This is a genomic window from Methylobacterium sp. 1030 (genome assembly GCF_040544715.1).
In the GTDB taxonomy this organism is placed as follows: Bacteria; Pseudomonadota; Alphaproteobacteria; order Rhizobiales; family Beijerinckiaceae; genus Methylobacterium.
Window position 1 is genome coordinate 275,245 of the sequence record NZ_JBEPKM010000006.1, and the last position, 15,237, is coordinate 290,481.

General features: G+C 71.5%; 14 protein-coding genes. 9 read left to right on the forward strand and 5 right to left on the reverse strand.

The features are described 5' to 3' along the window. Position 1 precedes the first annotated feature (1 nt). Complete coding sequence (mgtE, locus tag ABIC30_RS11005; RefSeq protein ID WP_376738881.1) at positions 2-1,414, reverse strand: magnesium transporter; 1,413 nt, start codon at positions 1,412-1,414, stop codon at positions 2-4. 393 nt (positions 1,415-1,807) lie between these two features. On the opposite strand from mgtE, the gene pqqA (ABIC30_RS11010) reads away from it, so the two are divergent. From pqqA (ABIC30_RS11010) to ABIC30_RS11020, 3 genes are all read left to right on the forward strand, one after another. Then, a complete protein-coding gene (gene pqqA, locus ABIC30_RS11010; RefSeq protein WP_007559223.1) occupies positions 1,808-1,897 on the forward strand; it encodes a pyrroloquinoline quinone precursor peptide PqqA in 90 nt (29 codons plus the stop codon). An 80-nt stretch (positions 1,898-1,977) separates the two neighbouring features. Next, positions 1,978-2,067, forward strand: a complete 90-nt coding sequence (gene pqqA / locus ABIC30_RS11015) for a pyrroloquinoline quinone precursor peptide PqqA (protein ID WP_020090597.1) — start codon at positions 1,978-1,980, stop codon at positions 2,065-2,067. 159 nt (positions 2,068-2,226) lie between these two features. After that, entirely contained in the window at positions 2,227-3,180 is a 954-nt protein-coding gene (locus ABIC30_RS11020; RefSeq protein ID WP_103984908.1) for a class I SAM-dependent methyltransferase, read from the forward strand. Between the two features lie 4 nt (positions 3,181-3,184). Here the strand turns inward: ABIC30_RS11020 and ABIC30_RS11025 are convergent, their stop codons facing one another. Continuing rightward, the gene (locus ABIC30_RS11025) at positions 3,185-4,432 is read right to left on the reverse strand and encodes a NupC/NupG family nucleoside CNT transporter (RefSeq protein ID WP_020090599.1); all 1,248 of its coding nucleotides are present in this window, start codon (positions 4,430-4,432) and stop codon (positions 3,185-3,187) included. A gap of 57 nt (positions 4,433-4,489) precedes the next feature. Further along, entirely contained in the window at positions 4,490-5,149 is a 660-nt protein-coding gene (locus ABIC30_RS11030; RefSeq protein WP_354454933.1) for a TetR/AcrR family transcriptional regulator, read from the reverse strand. Positions 5,150-5,251: 102 nt separating this feature from the next. Here ABIC30_RS11030 and ABIC30_RS11035 point away from each other — a divergent pair, with 102 nt between their 5' ends. From ABIC30_RS11035 to ABIC30_RS11045, 3 genes are read left to right on the forward strand one after another with little or no spacing between them, the layout of a single operon-like run. Continuing rightward, positions 5,252-6,097: an SDR family NAD(P)-dependent oxidoreductase gene (locus ABIC30_RS11035; RefSeq protein WP_056531794.1), complete on the forward strand. Its 846-nt coding sequence runs from the start codon at positions 5,252-5,254 to the stop codon at positions 6,095-6,097. A gap of 1 nt (position 6,098) precedes the next feature. Continuing rightward, a complete protein-coding gene (locus ABIC30_RS11040; protein WP_354454935.1) occupies positions 6,099-7,001 on the forward strand; it encodes an alpha/beta hydrolase in 903 nt (300 codons plus the stop codon). Next, positions 6,998-8,464 carry a flavin-containing monooxygenase gene (locus ABIC30_RS11045; RefSeq protein ID WP_354454937.1) on the forward strand — a complete coding sequence of 489 codons (1,467 nt, stop codon included), beginning with the start codon at positions 6,998-7,000 and terminating at the stop codon, positions 8,462-8,464. The genes ABIC30_RS11040 and ABIC30_RS11045 overlap by 4 nt, the downstream gene beginning before the upstream one ends. A gap of 69 nt (positions 8,465-8,533) precedes the next feature. Here the strand turns inward: ABIC30_RS11045 and ABIC30_RS11050 are convergent, their stop codons facing one another. Continuing rightward, complete coding sequence (locus ABIC30_RS11050) at positions 8,534-9,187, reverse strand: protein-L-isoaspartate O-methyltransferase family protein (protein ID WP_020090604.1); 654 nt, start codon at positions 9,185-9,187, stop codon at positions 8,534-8,536. A gap of 317 nt (positions 9,188-9,504) precedes the next feature. Between ABIC30_RS11050 and ABIC30_RS11055 the strand changes: the two genes are divergently transcribed. Continuing rightward, complete coding sequence (locus ABIC30_RS11055; RefSeq protein ID WP_187299647.1) at positions 9,505-10,779, forward strand: PQQ-dependent sugar dehydrogenase; 1,275 nt, start codon at positions 9,505-9,507, stop codon at positions 10,777-10,779. Continuing rightward, positions 10,779-11,369 carry a c-type cytochrome gene (locus ABIC30_RS11060; protein ID WP_234082073.1) on the forward strand — a complete coding sequence of 197 codons (591 nt, stop codon included), beginning with the start codon at positions 10,779-10,781 and terminating at the stop codon, positions 11,367-11,369. The genes ABIC30_RS11055 and ABIC30_RS11060 overlap by 1 nt, the downstream gene beginning before the upstream one ends. Positions 11,370-11,513: 144 nt before the next feature. Here the strand turns inward: ABIC30_RS11060 and ABIC30_RS11065 are convergent, their stop codons facing one another. Next, positions 11,514-12,284, reverse strand: coding sequence for an MOSC domain-containing protein (locus tag ABIC30_RS11065; RefSeq protein WP_042671271.1), 771 nt, complete (start codon positions 12,282-12,284; stop codon positions 11,514-11,516). A gap of 198 nt (positions 12,285-12,482) precedes the next feature. Here ABIC30_RS11065 and clpB point away from each other — a divergent pair, with 198 nt between their 5' ends. Continuing rightward, the gene (gene clpB / locus ABIC30_RS11070) at positions 12,483-15,107 is read left to right on the forward strand and encodes an ATP-dependent chaperone ClpB (protein ID WP_020090608.1); all 2,625 of its coding nucleotides are present in this window, start codon (positions 12,483-12,485) and stop codon (positions 15,105-15,107) included. The last annotated feature ends 130 nt before the right edge of the window (positions 15,108-15,237 follow it).

Here is a 15,237-nt window from a genome sequence, read left to right on the forward strand (position 1 = left end):
CCTACAGCAGCGTCCCGCGCAGGATGAGCAGCGCCACCGAGAAGTAGATGACGAGGCCGGTGACATCGACCAGCGTCGCCACGAAGGGCGCCGAGGCGGTGGCCGGATCGAAGCCGATCCGCTGGAGCAGGAACGGCAGCATCGAGCCGGCGAGCGATCCGAAGGTCACGATCCCGACCAGCGCCGCGCCGACCGTGGCGGCGACCAGCGGCCAGTGCGCGCCGTAATCGTAGAGGCCGAGCTTCTGCCACGCGACGATCCGGATCACCGCGATCACGCCGAGGATCGCGCCGAGGAAGATCCCGGTCGGCAATTCGCGCAGCGCCACCCGCCACCAGTCGCGCAGGCGGATCTGGTGGAGCGCCAGCGCCCGGATCAGCAGCGAGGTCGCCTGCGAGCCGGAATTGCCGCCGGAGCTCATGATGAGCGGGATGAACAGGGTCAGGACGATCGCCTTCTCCAGCTCGCCCTCGAAGCCCTGCATGGCCGAGGCGGTGAGCATCTCCGACAGGAACAGCGCGCACAGCCATCCGGCCCGCTTCCGGATCATCGTGAAGAAGCCGATATCCATGTAGGGCTCGGGCAGCGCCTCCATGCCGCCGAAGCGCTGCACGTCCTGCGTCTGCTTCTCGATCATCGCGTCGATCATGTCGTCGACGGTGACGATGCCGATCACGTGGCCGACCGCGTCGACGACCGGCAGCGCCAGGAGGTCGTACTTGGAGATCAGCCGGGCCGCCTCCTCGCGGCTGGCCGTGGGCGAGACCGCGAGCGGCCGGCGTCCCGGCGCGACGCTGAGCACGTTGTCGCCCGGGTCCCCCGAGATCAGGCGCCGCAGGGGCACCGCCTTGGTGAGAGCCCGGGTGCGCGGGTCGAGCACGAAGATCGCGTAGATCGTCTCCCGGGTCTTCTCGACGTGGCGGATGTGCTCCAGCGTCTGGCCCACCGTCCAGGTCCCCGGCACGGTGACGAACTCGGTGGTCATAAGCGAGCCCACGGTCTCCTCGCCGTAGGCCGACAGGCGATCGACAGCGCCGCGGGTCTCCGCGTCGAGGCGGGCACGCAGGTCGGAGCGGCCCGGCTCCTCGATCTCGCGGAAAACGTCCGTGACCCGGTCGGCCGACATGCCCGACAGGTAGCCGGCGACCCGGTCCCGCGGCAGCATCTCGATGATGTCGGCGGCGCAGTCGAGTTCCGGCTGGTCCAGCACCTCGATCGCCCGCTCCAGCGGCAGGCCGAGCAGGATGGCGGCGGCGACCTCGGGAGCCTCGTCGTTCAGGGCCTCGACGATGTCGGGCGCCCGTTCGTCCGACAGGCGGGCGGCCAGCACGGAGGGATCGACGCGCGTATCGAAGGGGGCGATCTCGTTCATGGCCTCGCCTCGTGGGTTACGAGGCGACGCGGCGCCGGTCATCCTGGGTTTGGGCCGTGGCCGGCCGCCGCGTCGGTCGCCCCGCGGCCGGGCCTCTCAGCGGCTCAGGCGGAACGACGGCACGGGGCCGGGCACGGCAGGCACGATCGGTCGGGCACGTCGCTTCGCGGGTCGCTGCTGGAATGGGAGCGCGACACCGTCGGGGACACCGTCGCGCGGGTGCGTCGTGCGCCCGGGCGCGGGGCCCGTCAAGCCGAAACCGCGCCCATCCGCAGCCGATGCCGAACAGGGCTCCGGCGGGTGGCCGCGCGGCCACGGAACGACCCCGCGCCGCCCACGGCCAGGCTCCCTATGAGAAATATAAGTGTTGTGCTCGCTTGTATTGCGTCCAAGATATTGCCTATATGGATCGCAGCAACAGCGAGGAGAAACGCCATGGCTTGGTCTGCCCCGATCGTGTCCGAGATCTGCGTCGGCATGGAAGTCACCAGCTACGAGTCCGCCGAGATCGACACGTTCAACTAAGTCGCGCGCGGTCCGGAGCGCGATTCGCTCCGGCCTTCGTGGCCTCTCTATCCATCGCATCAACTTACCTGGAGGAAATCATGGCTTGGTCCGCCCCCGTCGTCTCCGAGATCTGCGTCGGCATGGAAGTCACCAGCTACGAGTCCGCTGAGATCGACACCTTCCACTAAGACGTCGCTCTGACGTTTCCGGGCGCTGCTTCATTCGAAGCGGCGCCTTTTTCTTTGCGCGCTCGACACGAGCCGCGCCTCGGCTTGACGGGCCGCACCAAACCTGTGCCGCTGCGGCGCCCCGGACCAGCCGGGCCTGCGGAGCGAGCGAGGACCAGTTTGGCGGACAGCGCGCACACGGCCGATCGGTCGATCCCCCCCTGCCCGATCACCGGTGCCCCCGCTCTGCGCTGCGTCGAGCGCCTGGACGCCGGCTTCCTGACGCTCCTCTGGCACTATTCCGGCCGCGTCGATGTCGGGCCGCTGCTCCGCCCCGCCGGCACGTTCCGGCTCTGGGAATCTCCTACGGGACTGATCTTCTTCGATCCGCCGGTGGCCGGCGACGCGGCCTTCTACCGGGCGTTTTACGGCCGGATCGCCGCGCACGATAAGCTCGCCGGCCCGGAGACGGAGCGCCTGGAATTCCGCCAGGCCGCCTCGCACGTCCCGTCCGGAGCCCGGGTGCTCGATGTCGGCTGCGGCCACGGCGGGTTCCGCGCCTACGTACCGGACGCCACCTATACCGGCCTCGATCCGAACTTCTCCGCCGAGGACCCGACCGGCGCGATCCTCGACGAGACCGTGGAGGCGCACGCGGCGCGCGTCGGGCCGGTCTACGACGTCGCCTGCGCGTTCCAGGTGATCGAGCACGTGGCGGACCCGCTGGGTTTCGCCCGGGCGCTCGCGGCCTGCGTCAAGCCGGGCGGCGTGGTCCTGATCGGCACGCCGCTCTGGCCCTCGCCCAACACCACGGTCCCGAATTTCGTCATCAACGCGCCGCCCCACCACCTGACGTGGTGGACGCCCAGAGCCCTGGAGGCGCTGGCCGGGACGCTCGGCTGCACGCCCGAGGCCGTCCACGCCATCGGCATGGACCGGCACGATTCGCTGATCCACTGGATGGCCAAGGTCAGCCCCGTCCGCTGCCGCGACCGCTTCTTCCGGCGGACATGGTCCTGGGCGGCGGCGCTCGCCTTCGCGTACGGCGTCGGCGCCGTCCTCGACCGCGTCCTGCCGGTGCCGAAGCGGACCCGCCCGAACGCGCTGCTGCTCGCGGCGCGCAAGGCGGCCTGACCCGTCACGCCACGAACAGCCCCGCGATCGCCGCGCTCGTGAGGTTCGACAGCGTCCCCGCGAGGATGGCCCGCAGGCCGTACCGGGCGACCTCCGAGCGCCGCTCCGGGACGAGGCTGGAGAAGCTCGCGAGCTGGATCGCGATCGACGCGAGATTCGCGAAGCCGCACAGGGCGAAGCAGACGATGGCCTGCGCCCGCGGCTCGAGGGTTCCGGCTTTCAGGACCGGCGACAGGTTGGCGTAGGCCAGGAACTCGTTGAAGGCGAGCTTCTGGCCGATCGCCCCGCCGACCAGGGTCGCCTGGTCCCAGGGCACGCCGAGCAGCCACGCCAGCGGGGCGAGCGCCCAGCCGAGCACGCCCTCGAACGAGGCGGACGGGTAGCCGATCCAGCCGCCGAGGGTGCCGAACAGGCCGTCCGCCAGCGCGATCAGCCCGACGAAGGCGATCAGCATGGCCCCCACCGAGACCGCCACCGCGAGCCCCTTCTGAGTGCCGTCGGCCGCCGCCTCGATGATGTTGGCCGCCCGTGTCTCGCCGAACTCTACCCGGGTGGTGGCGATCCGGGTCGGCTCCGTCGAGGGCATCAGGATCTTGGCGTAGACGAGGCCCCCCGGGATCGCCATCACGGAGGCCGCGAGCAGGTAGGTCATGGGCACGCCGAGCGCCGCGTAGCCGGCCAGGATCGAGCCCGCCGTCGACGCGGCGCCGCTCGACATGACGGCGAACAGCTCGGCGCCGGTCAGCAGGGCGAGGAACGGGCGCAGGGCGACGGCGATCTCGCTCTGGCCGATGGCGATCGTGATCACCGCCGAGAACGACTCGATCGGCGAGGTGCCGAGGATCCGCCGGAGCACGGCGCCGAGCCCGCGGGCGAGCACCTGCATCACGCCGAGGTGGTAGAGCACGCCGATCAGCGCAGAGACGTAGAGGATCTGCGGCAGGACCCGCAGCGCCAGGATGAAGCCTGAGCCGCCGAACAGCTCGAACATCTTCGGCTCGACGAGGCCGCCGAACAGGAAGGCCGTGCCGCGGTCGCCGTAGGACAGCACGGTCACGACCGCGTCCGCGGCGGCGCGCAGCGCGGCCTGCCCGGCGGGTAGGAACAGGACCAGCGCGCCGAGGCCGACCTGCAAAGCCAGTCCCGTGAGGACCACGCGGGGACTGATCGCCCGCCGGTTGGTCGAGAACAGGAACGCGACCGCGAGCAGCACGAGCAGGCTGAGGCCGGCATGGGTCAGGCGGTCGAGCATCGCGTCCTTCGGGTCCGAGCTTGGCCGGAGCGCATGGAAGGATCGGGCCAGTGGCCGTCAAGTAGGGCTCTCGGGCGCGAGATAGGGCGCGAAGAGGTCGCGGACCTGCGCGAAGCCCCAGTCCCGATCCGCTTCCGTCAGGGCGGTGCCGCCCTGGAGACGGTGGCTCATCCAGTGGCTCGACACGATCCAGGCGTTGTCGATGAGTCGCCCGAGCGCGTCCGGGGAAACGCGCAGCCGCCCCGCCCGCACGGCCGCCTCGAACACGGCGCGGGCCAGCGCCTGGGTCTCGGCCCGCAGCGCGTGCACCCGGGCGCGCAGGGCCGGCGCGATCTCCACCATGGCGATACCGTCGCGGTAGACGCAGCGGTAGCGCCACATCAGGTCGAACCACGCCCTCTGGTAGGCGAGCAGCGCCTCCGGCGCCGCGGGATCGTCGGGCATCCGGCCCGCCACCGCCACGGCCTCGGTCTCGAAGGCCGCGAACAGGGCTTCGACGAGGCCGCGCTTGCGCGGGAAATGGTACTGCAGATTGCCCTCGCGGATCCCCGCCGCGGCCGCGATCTCCGCCGTCGTGACGTGGCCGAGACCGCGGGCGTTGAACAGCGCGAGGCTGACCGCGAGGATACGCGTCCGCGTATCGGGAGACGCGACCGCGGGATCGGCGTCCAGGCCGACCTCCTCGCGTTCGCTCCTCCGACCTTCGCCCCGCGACATCAACCCATCCCCATCTAGGGTGTTCACCCTAGACAATCCGGCCGGCCGGGCCTATCCCCCGAGGACGGTCCGATGCAGATCGGCGGAACGGGGAGGCGCGGTTTGGCACAGCGGTTCCAACTCGCGGGCGCGGTGGCCCTGATCACCGGGGCGGCGAGCGGCATCGGCGCGGCGCTGGCCGAGGGCCTCGCCGCGAAGGGCTGCACCCTTCTCCTGGTGGACCGAGACGAGACCGGCCTCGCGGCCGTCGCCGCGAAGATCCGCGGCGTCACGGTGGAGACGCGCGTCCTCGACCTCACGGATGCCGAGGGGATCCGCGCGCTGCCCGCCTGGGTCGCGGAGCGGTCCGGGCATCTCGACCTCCTCATCAACAATGCCGGCGTCGCCCTCGGCGGCCGGTTCGACGAGACGCATCTCGACGATTTCGAGTGGCTTCTCGACATCAACCTGCGCGCCGTCGTGCGGATGTGCCACGCCTTCCTGCCGATGCTCCGCGCCCGGCCGGCGGCGCAGATCGTCAACCTGTCGAGCCTGTTCGGTCTGATCGCGCCGCCGGGCCAAGTCGCCTACTGCACCAGCAAGTTCGGCGTGCGCGGCTTCTCGGAGGCGCTGCGGCACGAGTACGCCGGCACCGGCCTCGGGGTGACGGTGGTCCACCCGGGCGGCGTCGCCACCGCCATCTCCCGCAACGCCCGCGGCCGGCGGCCGCCGAGCGATCCGGAGGCTGCGAAGCGCGCGGCCGTAGAGGACGAGGAGGCGCGGGAGGCGTTCGGCAAGCTCCTGACCCTGGCGCCCGCCGACGCGGCCGCCGCCATCATCCGCGGCATCGAGGCCCGGGCGCCCCGGATCGTCATCGGCAAGGACGCGAAGAACGCCGCGCTGATCCAGCGGCTGATGCCGGTGGGCTACTGGAAGACAATCGTGCGCCTGTCCGGCGGGACGCTCTGAGATGGCGAGCCTGCGCGCGTATCTCGGGGCCTACATGGTCCGCAGCCGGGTCCGCGGCCCCCTGTCCCGGGCGCGGGACGCGGCCGCGTTCCGCCGGATCTTCGAGGCACCGACCTTCCCCGACCCCAAGGGCGTCACCTACGAGCCGGGCATCGTCGGTGGCGTGAAGGGCGAGTGGGTCCGGCCGAAAGCGGGCCCCGGCCGGCGGATGCTCTACATTCACGGCGGCGGCTTCATCGCCTGCTCGCCGCGGACGCACCGTCCGGTCACCGGCGCGCTGGCGAACCGGGGCTTCACGATCTTCGCGCCCGAGTACCGCCTCGCCCCCGAGCACCCGTTCCCCGCGGCGGTCGACGACGTCACGGCGGCCTGGGCGGCGTTCAGCGCCGAGGGCGCCGCCTGCGTGGCGGGCGAGTCGGCCGGCGGCAACCTCGCCCTCGTGCTGATGGGCGAGGCCCGCGCCCGCGGCCTGCCGATGCCCTGGGCGGCGGCCCTGTTCTCGCCGGCCACGGACTTCATGTCCGAGGACGGATCGCGGGTGACCAATGCGTGGCGCGACGCCATGTTCGACCCGCAGGCGCTCGCGGCGATCCGGCCGATGTATCTGGGCGCCGCCGATCCGGCCGATCCGCGGGTCTCGCCGCTCTACGGCGACCCGACCGGCTTCCCGCCGCTGCTGTTCCATGTCGGCGCCCGCGAGGTCCTGCGCGACGATTCCGTGCGCATGGCGGAGCGGGCCCGCAGGGCCGGCGTCGAGACGGAGCTCAAGCTGTTCCCGGTCGTGTCCCACGCATGGCAGTTCGCCGCCAGCATGCTGCCGGAGGCGCGGACCTCCCTCGACGAGGCCGCGGCCTTCCTGACGGCGCACGCGCCGCACACCCTGTCCGGGAGCACCCAGCGATGACCGAGCCCGCGGACGAGACCCTGGCCGTCCTGATCGTCGGCGCCGGATTCTCGGGGCTCGCGATGGCGATCCGCTGCCGGCAGGCCGGCATCGGCCCGCTGCGGGTGATCGAGAAGGCCGACGGCATCGGCGGCACGTGGCACGACAACACCTACCCGGGGGCGGCCTGCGACGTCCCCTCGCACCTCTACTCGCTGTCCTTCGCGCCGAAGGCCGACTGGAGCCGGATGTACGCGCCGCAGCCGGAGATCCTGGCCTATCTCCGGGACACCGCCGAGCGGAACGGCCTGACGCCCCTGATCCAGCTCGGGACGACCTTCACCGGCGCCACCTGGGACGCGGCGCGCGCCCTGTGGCACGTGGAGACCGACCGGGGACCGATCACGGCGCGCGCGATCGTCGCGGGCATGGGCGGGCTCCACCATCCGGCCTACCCGGATATCCCCGGCCGCGACGCGTTCGCCGGCCCCGCCTTCCACACGGCGGCCTGGGACCACTCCGCGGTGCTGGCCGGCAAGCGGGTCGGGGTGATCGGCACCGGCGCCAGCGCGATCCAGGTGGTGCCGGAACTCGCCGCCGTCGCGTCGCACCTGACGCTGTTCCAGCGCACCCCGCCCTGGATCATGCCCAAGAACGACCACGCCATCACGGAGCGGGCCCGGGAGCGCTACCGGCGCCTGCCGCTCAGCCGGCGGCTCGAGCGGGCGCGGCTGTTCTGGCTGCACGAAGTGCGGGCGCTGCTCGGCTTCACCAAGGTCTCGAAGCTCACCGGCCAAGCCGAGTCCCTGGCGCGGCACCATCTCGCCAAGGCGGTCCCCGACAAGGCCCTACGGACGAAGCTGACGCCGAATTACCGCCTCGGCTGCAAGCGGGTGCTGATCTCCGACGAGTACTACCCCGCGCTCCAGCGTCCGAACGTCACCCTGGAGACGGACGGCATCGCCCGGATCACCGAGACCGGCGTGACCACCGAGGCCGGGCGGCATCACGACCTCGACGTGATCGTCTACGCCACGGGCTTCGATGTGGCCGCGACCTTCGCGCGGATGCACCTCGTCGGCCGCGACGGCCGAAGCCTGACCGAGGCATGGTCCGGCGGCGTGGGCGCCTATCAGGGCATCACGGTCGCGGGATTCCCCAATTTCTTCATGCTGCTCGGGCCCAATACCGGGCTGGGCCACAACTCGGTCGTCTCGATGATCGAGATCCAGGTGCAGCACGTCCTCGACTGCCTGAAGGCGCTGCGCCGCGGGAGGCAGACCATCGAGGTCCGGCCGGAGGCCCAGGCCCGGTTCGTGGACCGGATCCACAGCCGCATGGCCGACAGCATCTGGCAGGCCGGCGGTTGCCGCAGCTGGTACCTCGACGCGACCGGGCGCAACAACACCCTCTGGCCCGACTCGGTGATGGCCTATCGCCGGAGCGCCCGCCGGGCCCGGCTGGGGGATTACAGGCTCGGCTGATCGGGGCCTGCGGCGCCGTCACGGATCCGCCCGCGCCGACGGGGGGCGGACGCGATCCGGCGCGCGCTGTCAGAACGCGAAGCCCGCCTCCGCCGCGAAGGCCTCGAGACCGGGCAGCGACGCGTCGAACAGCGGCCGAGCGCCGAACGCGTCGCCGGCGCGCACGAAGAGCGTGACCTTGGCGTTGCGGTGCGGACCGAACACGCAGACCAGGCGACCGTCGTCCTTGAGCTGGTTCAGCAGCGCCTGCGGCCGGACCTCGACCCGGCCGTTGATCAGGATGACGTCGAAGGGGCCCTGCTTGGGCGCACCGTCGGCGATCGGGCCTTCGATCACCTGGGCGGAGGCGCCGAGCCGGGTGCGCGCCGCCGCGGCGAGATCGGGCACCGATTCCAGCGCCGTGACCCGCGCGCCGAGCTCCGCCATGACGGCGGCGGCGTAGCCGTAACCGGTGGCGACGTCGAGGGCGGCGACGCCCGGCCGGACCCGCAGGGCCTGGATCATCCGGGCCACGACCATCGGGGCCGGCATGCAGCGAGTTTCGCCGCCGGCCTCGCCGAGGTTCAGGGTCTGGTCGATATACGCGAAGGGCTCGCGGCCCTTCGGCACGAAGGCCTCGCGCGGCACGGTGTCGAACGCGTCGAGCACCGTGTTGTCGTTCACGTCGAAGGTCCGCAACTGGCAGTCGACCATCATCCGCCGCGCCTGCGCGTAATCGATCATCGATACGTGTCCTCGAACCGGATCGGAACGCCGCGTCGGCCGGGCTCCAGCGGACGGCCGGCAGCCCCGGCCAAGCCTAAGCTTCCCGGACGGGGGGCGTTTTCGGAGATCATTGCCCAAAACGCAAGGTGAGCCGACGCGACAGCCGAAGATGGCCCCGGAGGACGCGGCGGCGCACCGAATCCCGGCCGACGTTACGGCGGCCGCGGAGTGTCGCCTCCCTGCCGCCCGGGCCGGTCACACTCCCCGGCGGACCGTTGAATAAAGAGTGCAGAGCGAGCGGGCGGTCCGCGAGGCCGCCGCCACCGGGAGACATCATGACGCCGATCAACCAGCCGATCCTGACCCGCGGCCTCGCCGCCGCCCTCGCCGGACTCAGTCTCGGCCTGATGGGATCCGGCCCGGTCGTCGCGCAGGAGACGCCCGCGACCGCCGCCCCGCCGCCCAGCGTCCAGGTCGATCGCGGCTCGGCGCTCTACGGCCGGCCCGAGGGCGGCGCCGCGGCCAAGCTCGCGCCGGTGGCCGGACCGCCTCTGGCGACCGCGGCCGCCAAGCTGCCGCTCGACAAGCTGAAGGTCCCGGAGGGTTTCAAGATCGAGGTCTACGCCAGCGGCCTCGCCAACGCCCGCGAGATGACCCAGGCGCCGGACGGCACGCTGTACGTGGGCACCCGGACGGTGGGGAAGGTCTACGCGGTGCTGCCGAACCCGGACGGTGACGGGAAGCGCGCGGTTAAGACCATCGCGACGGGCCTGCACCGGCCGAACGGCGTCGCGTACCACGACGGTGCCCTCTACGTGGCCGAACTCTCGAAGATCTGGCGCTACGACGACATCGCCAACCACCTCGACGGTGCGGCGAAGCCGACCCTGGTCTACGACGACCTGCCGAAGGACGAGGCCCACGGCTGGAAGTTCATCGCCATCGGCCCGGACAACAAGCTCTACGTCCCGGTCGGCGCGCCGGGCAACATCGTGATGCCGCCGGACACGCACGCGCAGATCCGGCGCATGGACCTCGACGGCAAGAACGCCGAAGTGGTCGCCCGCGGCGTGCGCAACACCGTCGGGTTCGACTGGAACCCGAAGACCAAGCAGCTCTGGTTCACCGATAACGGCCGCGACTGGGTCTCCGAGGACATCCCGAACGACGAGCTGAACGTGCTCACGGAGCCGGGCAAGCAGCATTTCGGCTATCCGTACTGCCACCAGGGCACGTTCACGGATCCGGAATACGGCTGGGGCCATGCCTGCTCGGAATTCACCGCGCCGGCGGCGCTCCTCGGCCCGCACACGGCCTCCCTCGGCCTGCGGTTCTACACCGGCACGCAGTTCCCGGAGGCTTACCGCGACGCGATGTTCGTCGCCCGGCACGGCTCGTGGAACCGCACGACCAAGCTCGGCGGCGACGTGGTCGTGGCCAAGCCCGGACCGGACGGCAAGACCGCCGCGGTTGAGCCGTTCCTGACCGGCTTCCTCCAGGACAACAAGTATGTCGGCCGGCCCGTCGACGTGCTGGTCGCCAAGGACGGATCGCTGCTCGTCTCCGACGACTACAACGGCGCGATCTACCGCGTCAGCTACGGCCGGTGATGCGCCGCCCCACCCGGGCAGCCCGCGGGCTGGTCCCCGCCCTCGGCGGGCTGCTGCTGGCGGGCGCGGCGCTCGCCGCCCCGGACGCGGCGATGCAGGAGCGCCTCGCCCCCTGCATCGGCTGCCACGGGGCCGGCACGTCGGCGACGGAGGGCGTGCCCTCGCTCGGCGGGCAGCTCCCGGACTACGTGGTCACGCAGCTCTTCCAGTTCCGGGAGAAGCAGCGGGAGGCGCCGCCGATGAACGAGGTCGCTGCCGGATTCTCCGACGACGACCTGCGCGCCTACGCCGACGCGGTGGCGACGCTGCCGCCGCCCGCCTGGTCCGGGCCACAGGCCGACGCGGCCCTGGCGGCGCGCGCGCAGGCGCTGGTCACCAAGCACCAGTGCAATTCCTGCCACGGGCCGGACCTCGCGGGCCGGGATGCGATCCCGCGGATCCGGGCGCAGCGGGAGGAGTATCTCGCCAAGGCGCTCGCCGGCTACAAGTCGAACGCCCGGCCCGGCTACGATCCCGCCATGAACGAAGTCGCGCAGGGCCTGAGCGAGGCGGATATCAAGGATCTCGCGGCCTACGTGTCGCGGCTCTGACACGACGTCTCTCTGGCCGCGCTCACCCGTGATCGCGAGCGCAGCGAAGTGACCCAGGGCGGCGCGCGGCGTGTCAGCGTGGCGCTGCCTCGCTCGCTTCGCTGCTCTCGCAACGACGGCAGCGCTGGGATCACCCGTCGCGCGTCACCCCACCACGCGCAGCGCGTCGCCCCGCGCCAGCGGCCCGCCGGCGATCACCTCCGCGTAGACGCCGAGGTCGCGGTGCCCGAGGCGTGCGTCGAGGGTCCAGGGGATGTCGCAGTCGCGCACGCCACTGACCGGGTCGACGTTGGTGGCGGCGCAGCGCACGGTCCGCTTGGTGATCTTGAGCCGCAACCCGCTCGGCGCCTCGACCACCTGCCCGACCATCTCCAGTTCGGCGAAGGGTTCGAGCCCCTCGACCAGCAGATTGCCGCGGAAGCGCAGCGGGTCCACGGGCGCGCCGAGGTAGTCCTCCACCGCGGCCACGCTCGCCCGGTTGATGAGCGACACGTAGCCGGTCGGGGAGTCGGTGAACCGGTACTGCGGCGGCGCGGCGAGGACCTTCGGCTCGCCCCGGAGGCTCTCGGGGACGTAGCGCCGCATCAGCTCCGCGAGGCCCTCGCGACCCGCCTCGGTGTCGAGCCGGAAGGCCTGCGGGTCGCCGTACCCCTCCACGGTCAGCGTCGCCGTGGCATCGTCGTAGCGGGTGCGCAGGCGGGCGAGCGCCTCGTCGCGCATGAGCATCAGGTACTTGGTCTTGGGCTGGTGGCGGGGCGCAACCGCGTTGAAGCCCGACGGACCGTTCTCGATGGCGTAGAGCCGGTCGCCCGGGAAGTGGCCGCTGGTCTCGAGCTCCGCCCGCTCGACGGGTTCGGGGCTCAGGCCCTTCACCGGGTAGCGATACAGGGCGCTGACATGAATCAATGCGGTCATGCGCGGAGCGTGGCCCTGAAATGATCCGGCGCGCAAGAGCTTCGCGGCCCCTTGTGGTGCTCAATTGCAACACCACATCGGGTCTACCGGCGGCCACCACGGCGCCGGGGCCCTCGCGCGGCGGATAGCCGGAGGGCGACGTTTCGGTGGCGCCGCGCCTCTCATCGGGCGGCGGATGCCGGTACGGGAGGGTTGTGCATGAACTTCGAGAAGTACACCGAGCGCGCCCGCGGCTTCGTGCAGGCGGCTCAGAACCTCGCGATGCGCGAGGGACATCCCCAGCTTCAGCCGGGCCACCTGCTCAAGGTGTTGCTCGACGATCCGGAAGGCCTCTGCGCCGGCCTGATCGACCGCGCGGGCGGCCAGTCGCGCGTGGCGCTCGCACAGACTGAGCAGTGGCTCGCCAAGCAGCCGAAGGTCTCCGGCAACGCGGCCGCCCCGCAGGCGACGCGCGAGCTGATGCGCCTGTTCGACACCGCCGAGAAGGCCGCCGAGAAGGCGGGCGATTCCTACGTGACGGTGGAGAGGCTGCTCCTCGCCCTCGCGGTGGAGAAGGATTCCGAGGCCGGCCGCGCGCTCCAGGCGGCGGGCGTCACCCCGGCCTCGCTCAACGCCGCGATCAACGCGCTGCGCAAGGGTCGCACCGCCGACAACGCCTCGGCTGAGAACGCCTACGACGCGCTGAAGAAGTACGCCCGCGACCTCACCGAGGCCGCCCGGGACGGCAAGCTCGACCCGGTGATCGGCCGCGACGAGGAGATCCGGCGGACTATCCAGGTCCTGTCCCGGCGCACCAAGAACAACCCGGTGCTGATCGGCGAGCCCGGCGTCGGCAAGACCGCGATCGTCGAGGGTCTGGCCCTGCGCATCGTCAACGGCGACGTGCCCGAGTCCCTGCGGGACAAGAGCCTCCTCGCCCTCGACATGGGCGCGCTGATCGCCGGCGCGAAGTATCGCGGCGAGTTCGAGGAGCGGCTGAAGGGCGTGCTCTCCGAGGTCACGGCGGCCGAGGGCGGCATCATCCTGTTCATCGACGAGATGCACACGCTGGTCGGCGCCGGGAAGGCGGACGGGGCCATGGACGCCTCCAACCTCCTGAAGCCCGCCCTCGCCCGCGGCGAGCTGCACTGCGTCGGCGCGACCACGCTCGACGAGTACCGCAAGCACGTCGAGAAGGACGCGGCGCTCGCCCGGCGCTTCCAGCCGGTCTTCGTGTCGGAGCCGACCGTGGAGGATACGGTCTCGATCCTGCGCGGCCTGAAGGAGAAGTACGAGCAGCACCACGGCGTGCGCATCCAGGATTCGGCCCTGGTCGCGGCCGCGACGCTGTCGAACCGCTACATCACCGACCGGTTCCTGCCCGACAAGGCGATCGACCTCGTGGACGAGGCCGGCTCGCGCCTGCGCATGCAGGTCGATTCGAAGCCCGAGGAGCTCGACAACATCGACCGCGAGATCGTCCGGCTGAAGATCGAGGGCGAGGCGCTGAAGAAGGAGACCGATTCCGCCTCCCGCGACCGGCTGGTCCGGCTGGAGAAGGAACTCGGCGACCTGGAGGAGCGCTCGGCGGCGATCACCGCCCGGTGGAAGGCCGAGAAGGACAAGCTCGGGACGGCCGCAGGCCTCAAGAAGAAGCTCGACGAGGCCCGCAACGACCTCGCCGCTGCGCAGCGCCAGGGCCAGTACCAGCGCGCCGGCGAGCTCGCCTACGGGGTGATCCCGGGCCTGGAGAAGCAGCTCGCCGAGATCGAGGCGAAGGCCGAGAACGGCCGCGACGCGATGATGGAGGAGGCGGTCACGCCCGCCCACGTCGCCGGGGTCGTCTCCCGCTGGACCGGCGTGCCGGTCGACAAGATGCTGGAGGGCGAGCGGGAGAAGCTCCTGGCCATGGAGGAGGCGCTGTCCAAGCGCGTCGTCGGCCAGCGCGAGGCGGTGGAGGCGGTCTCGACCGCGGTCCGGCGCGCCCGCGCCGGGCTTCAGGACCCGAACCGGCCGATCGGCTCGTTCATGTTCCTGGGCCCGACCGGCGTCGGCAAGACCGAGCTGACCAAGGCGCTCGCCGGCTTCCTGTTCGACGACGACACGGCGCTCGTGCGCATCGACATGTCCGAGTACATGGAGAAGCACGCGGTCGCCCGGCTGATCGGCGCGCCTCCGGGCTACGTCGGCTACGAGGAGGGCGGCGCCCTCACCGAGGCCGTGCGGCGCCGGCCTTACCAGGTCGTGCTGTTCGACGAGGTCGAGAAGGCGCACCCGGACGTGTTCAACGTCCTGCTGCAGGTTCTCGACGACGGGCGGCTCACCGACGGCCAGGGGCGGACGGTCGACTTCCGCAACACGCTGCTGATCATGACCTCGAATCTCGGGGCCGAGTATCTGGTGAACCAGCCCGCGGGCCAGGACACCGACGCGGTCCGCGAGGAGGTGATGGGCGTGGTCCGGGGCCACTTCCGGCCGGAATTCCTGAACCGGGTCGACGAGATCATCCTGTTCCACCGCCTCGCGCGGTCGGAGATGGGCGCGATCGTCGAGATCCAGCTCAGGCGCCTGCAGAAGCTCCTGGACGATCGCAAGATCACCCTGGAGGTCGACGAGGAGGCCAAGAACTGGCTCGCCGACAAGGGCTACGACCCGGCCTACGGGGCGCGGCCGCTGAAGCGGGTGATCCAGAAGAACGTCCAGGATCCGCTGGCCGAGCTGGTGCTCTCCGGCAAGGTCCATGACGGCGAGACGGTGCCGGTCCGCCTCGGCCCAATGGGCCTGATGATCGGCGACGTGACGGTCGGGGCCGAGCGCCGCCCGGTCAACGCGACGCTGAACTGATCGGCCGGACGGTCGAGGGGCGGCGCACCGGCACTCGGTGCGCCGCCCGGTCCGTCGCGCCTCTCGGACACGGGCCCTCACGAGGCGGCCCCCGCGGGAGGACGGGCGCGCCGCATCGACCGTCGATGCC

Bases quoted from the DNA above. Each gene is read 5' to 3' on its own strand.
- mgtE (WP_376738881.1), bottom strand. From the start codon at position 1,414: ATGACCGGCGCCGCGTCGCCTCGTAACCCACGAGGCGAGGCCATGAAC.
- pqqA (WP_007559223.1), top strand. From the start codon at position 1,808: ATGGCTTGGTCTGCCCCGATCGTGTCCGAGATCTGCGTCGGCATGGAA.
- pqqA (WP_020090597.1), top strand. From the start codon at position 1,978: ATGGCTTGGTCCGCCCCCGTCGTCTCCGAGATCTGCGTCGGCATGGAA.
- ABIC30_RS11025 (WP_020090599.1), bottom strand. From the start codon at position 4,432: ATGCTCGACCGCCTGACCCATGCCGGCCTCAGCCTGCTCGTGCTGCTC.
- ABIC30_RS11030 (WP_354454933.1), bottom strand. From the start codon at position 5,149: ATGTCGCGGGGCGAAGGTCGGAGGAGCGAACGCGAGGAGGTCGGCCTG.
- ABIC30_RS11040 (WP_354454935.1), top strand. From the start codon at position 6,099: ATGGCGAGCCTGCGCGCGTATCTCGGGGCCTACATGGTCCGCAGCCGG.
- ABIC30_RS11045 (WP_354454937.1), top strand. From the start codon at position 6,998: ATGACCGAGCCCGCGGACGAGACCCTGGCCGTCCTGATCGTCGGCGCC.
- ABIC30_RS11050 (WP_020090604.1), bottom strand. From the start codon at position 9,187: ATGATCGATTACGCGCAGGCGCGGCGGATGATGGTCGACTGCCAGTTG.
- ABIC30_RS11055 (WP_187299647.1), top strand. From the start codon at position 9,505: ATGACGCCGATCAACCAGCCGATCCTGACCCGCGGCCTCGCCGCCGCC.
- ABIC30_RS11060 (WP_234082073.1), top strand. From the start codon at position 10,779: ATGCGCCGCCCCACCCGGGCAGCCCGCGGGCTGGTCCCCGCCCTCGGC.
- ABIC30_RS11065 (WP_042671271.1), bottom strand. From the start codon at position 12,284: ATGACCGCATTGATTCATGTCAGCGCCCTGTATCGCTACCCGGTGAAG.
- clpB (WP_020090608.1), top strand. From the start codon at position 12,483: ATGAACTTCGAGAAGTACACCGAGCGCGCCCGCGGCTTCGTGCAGGCG.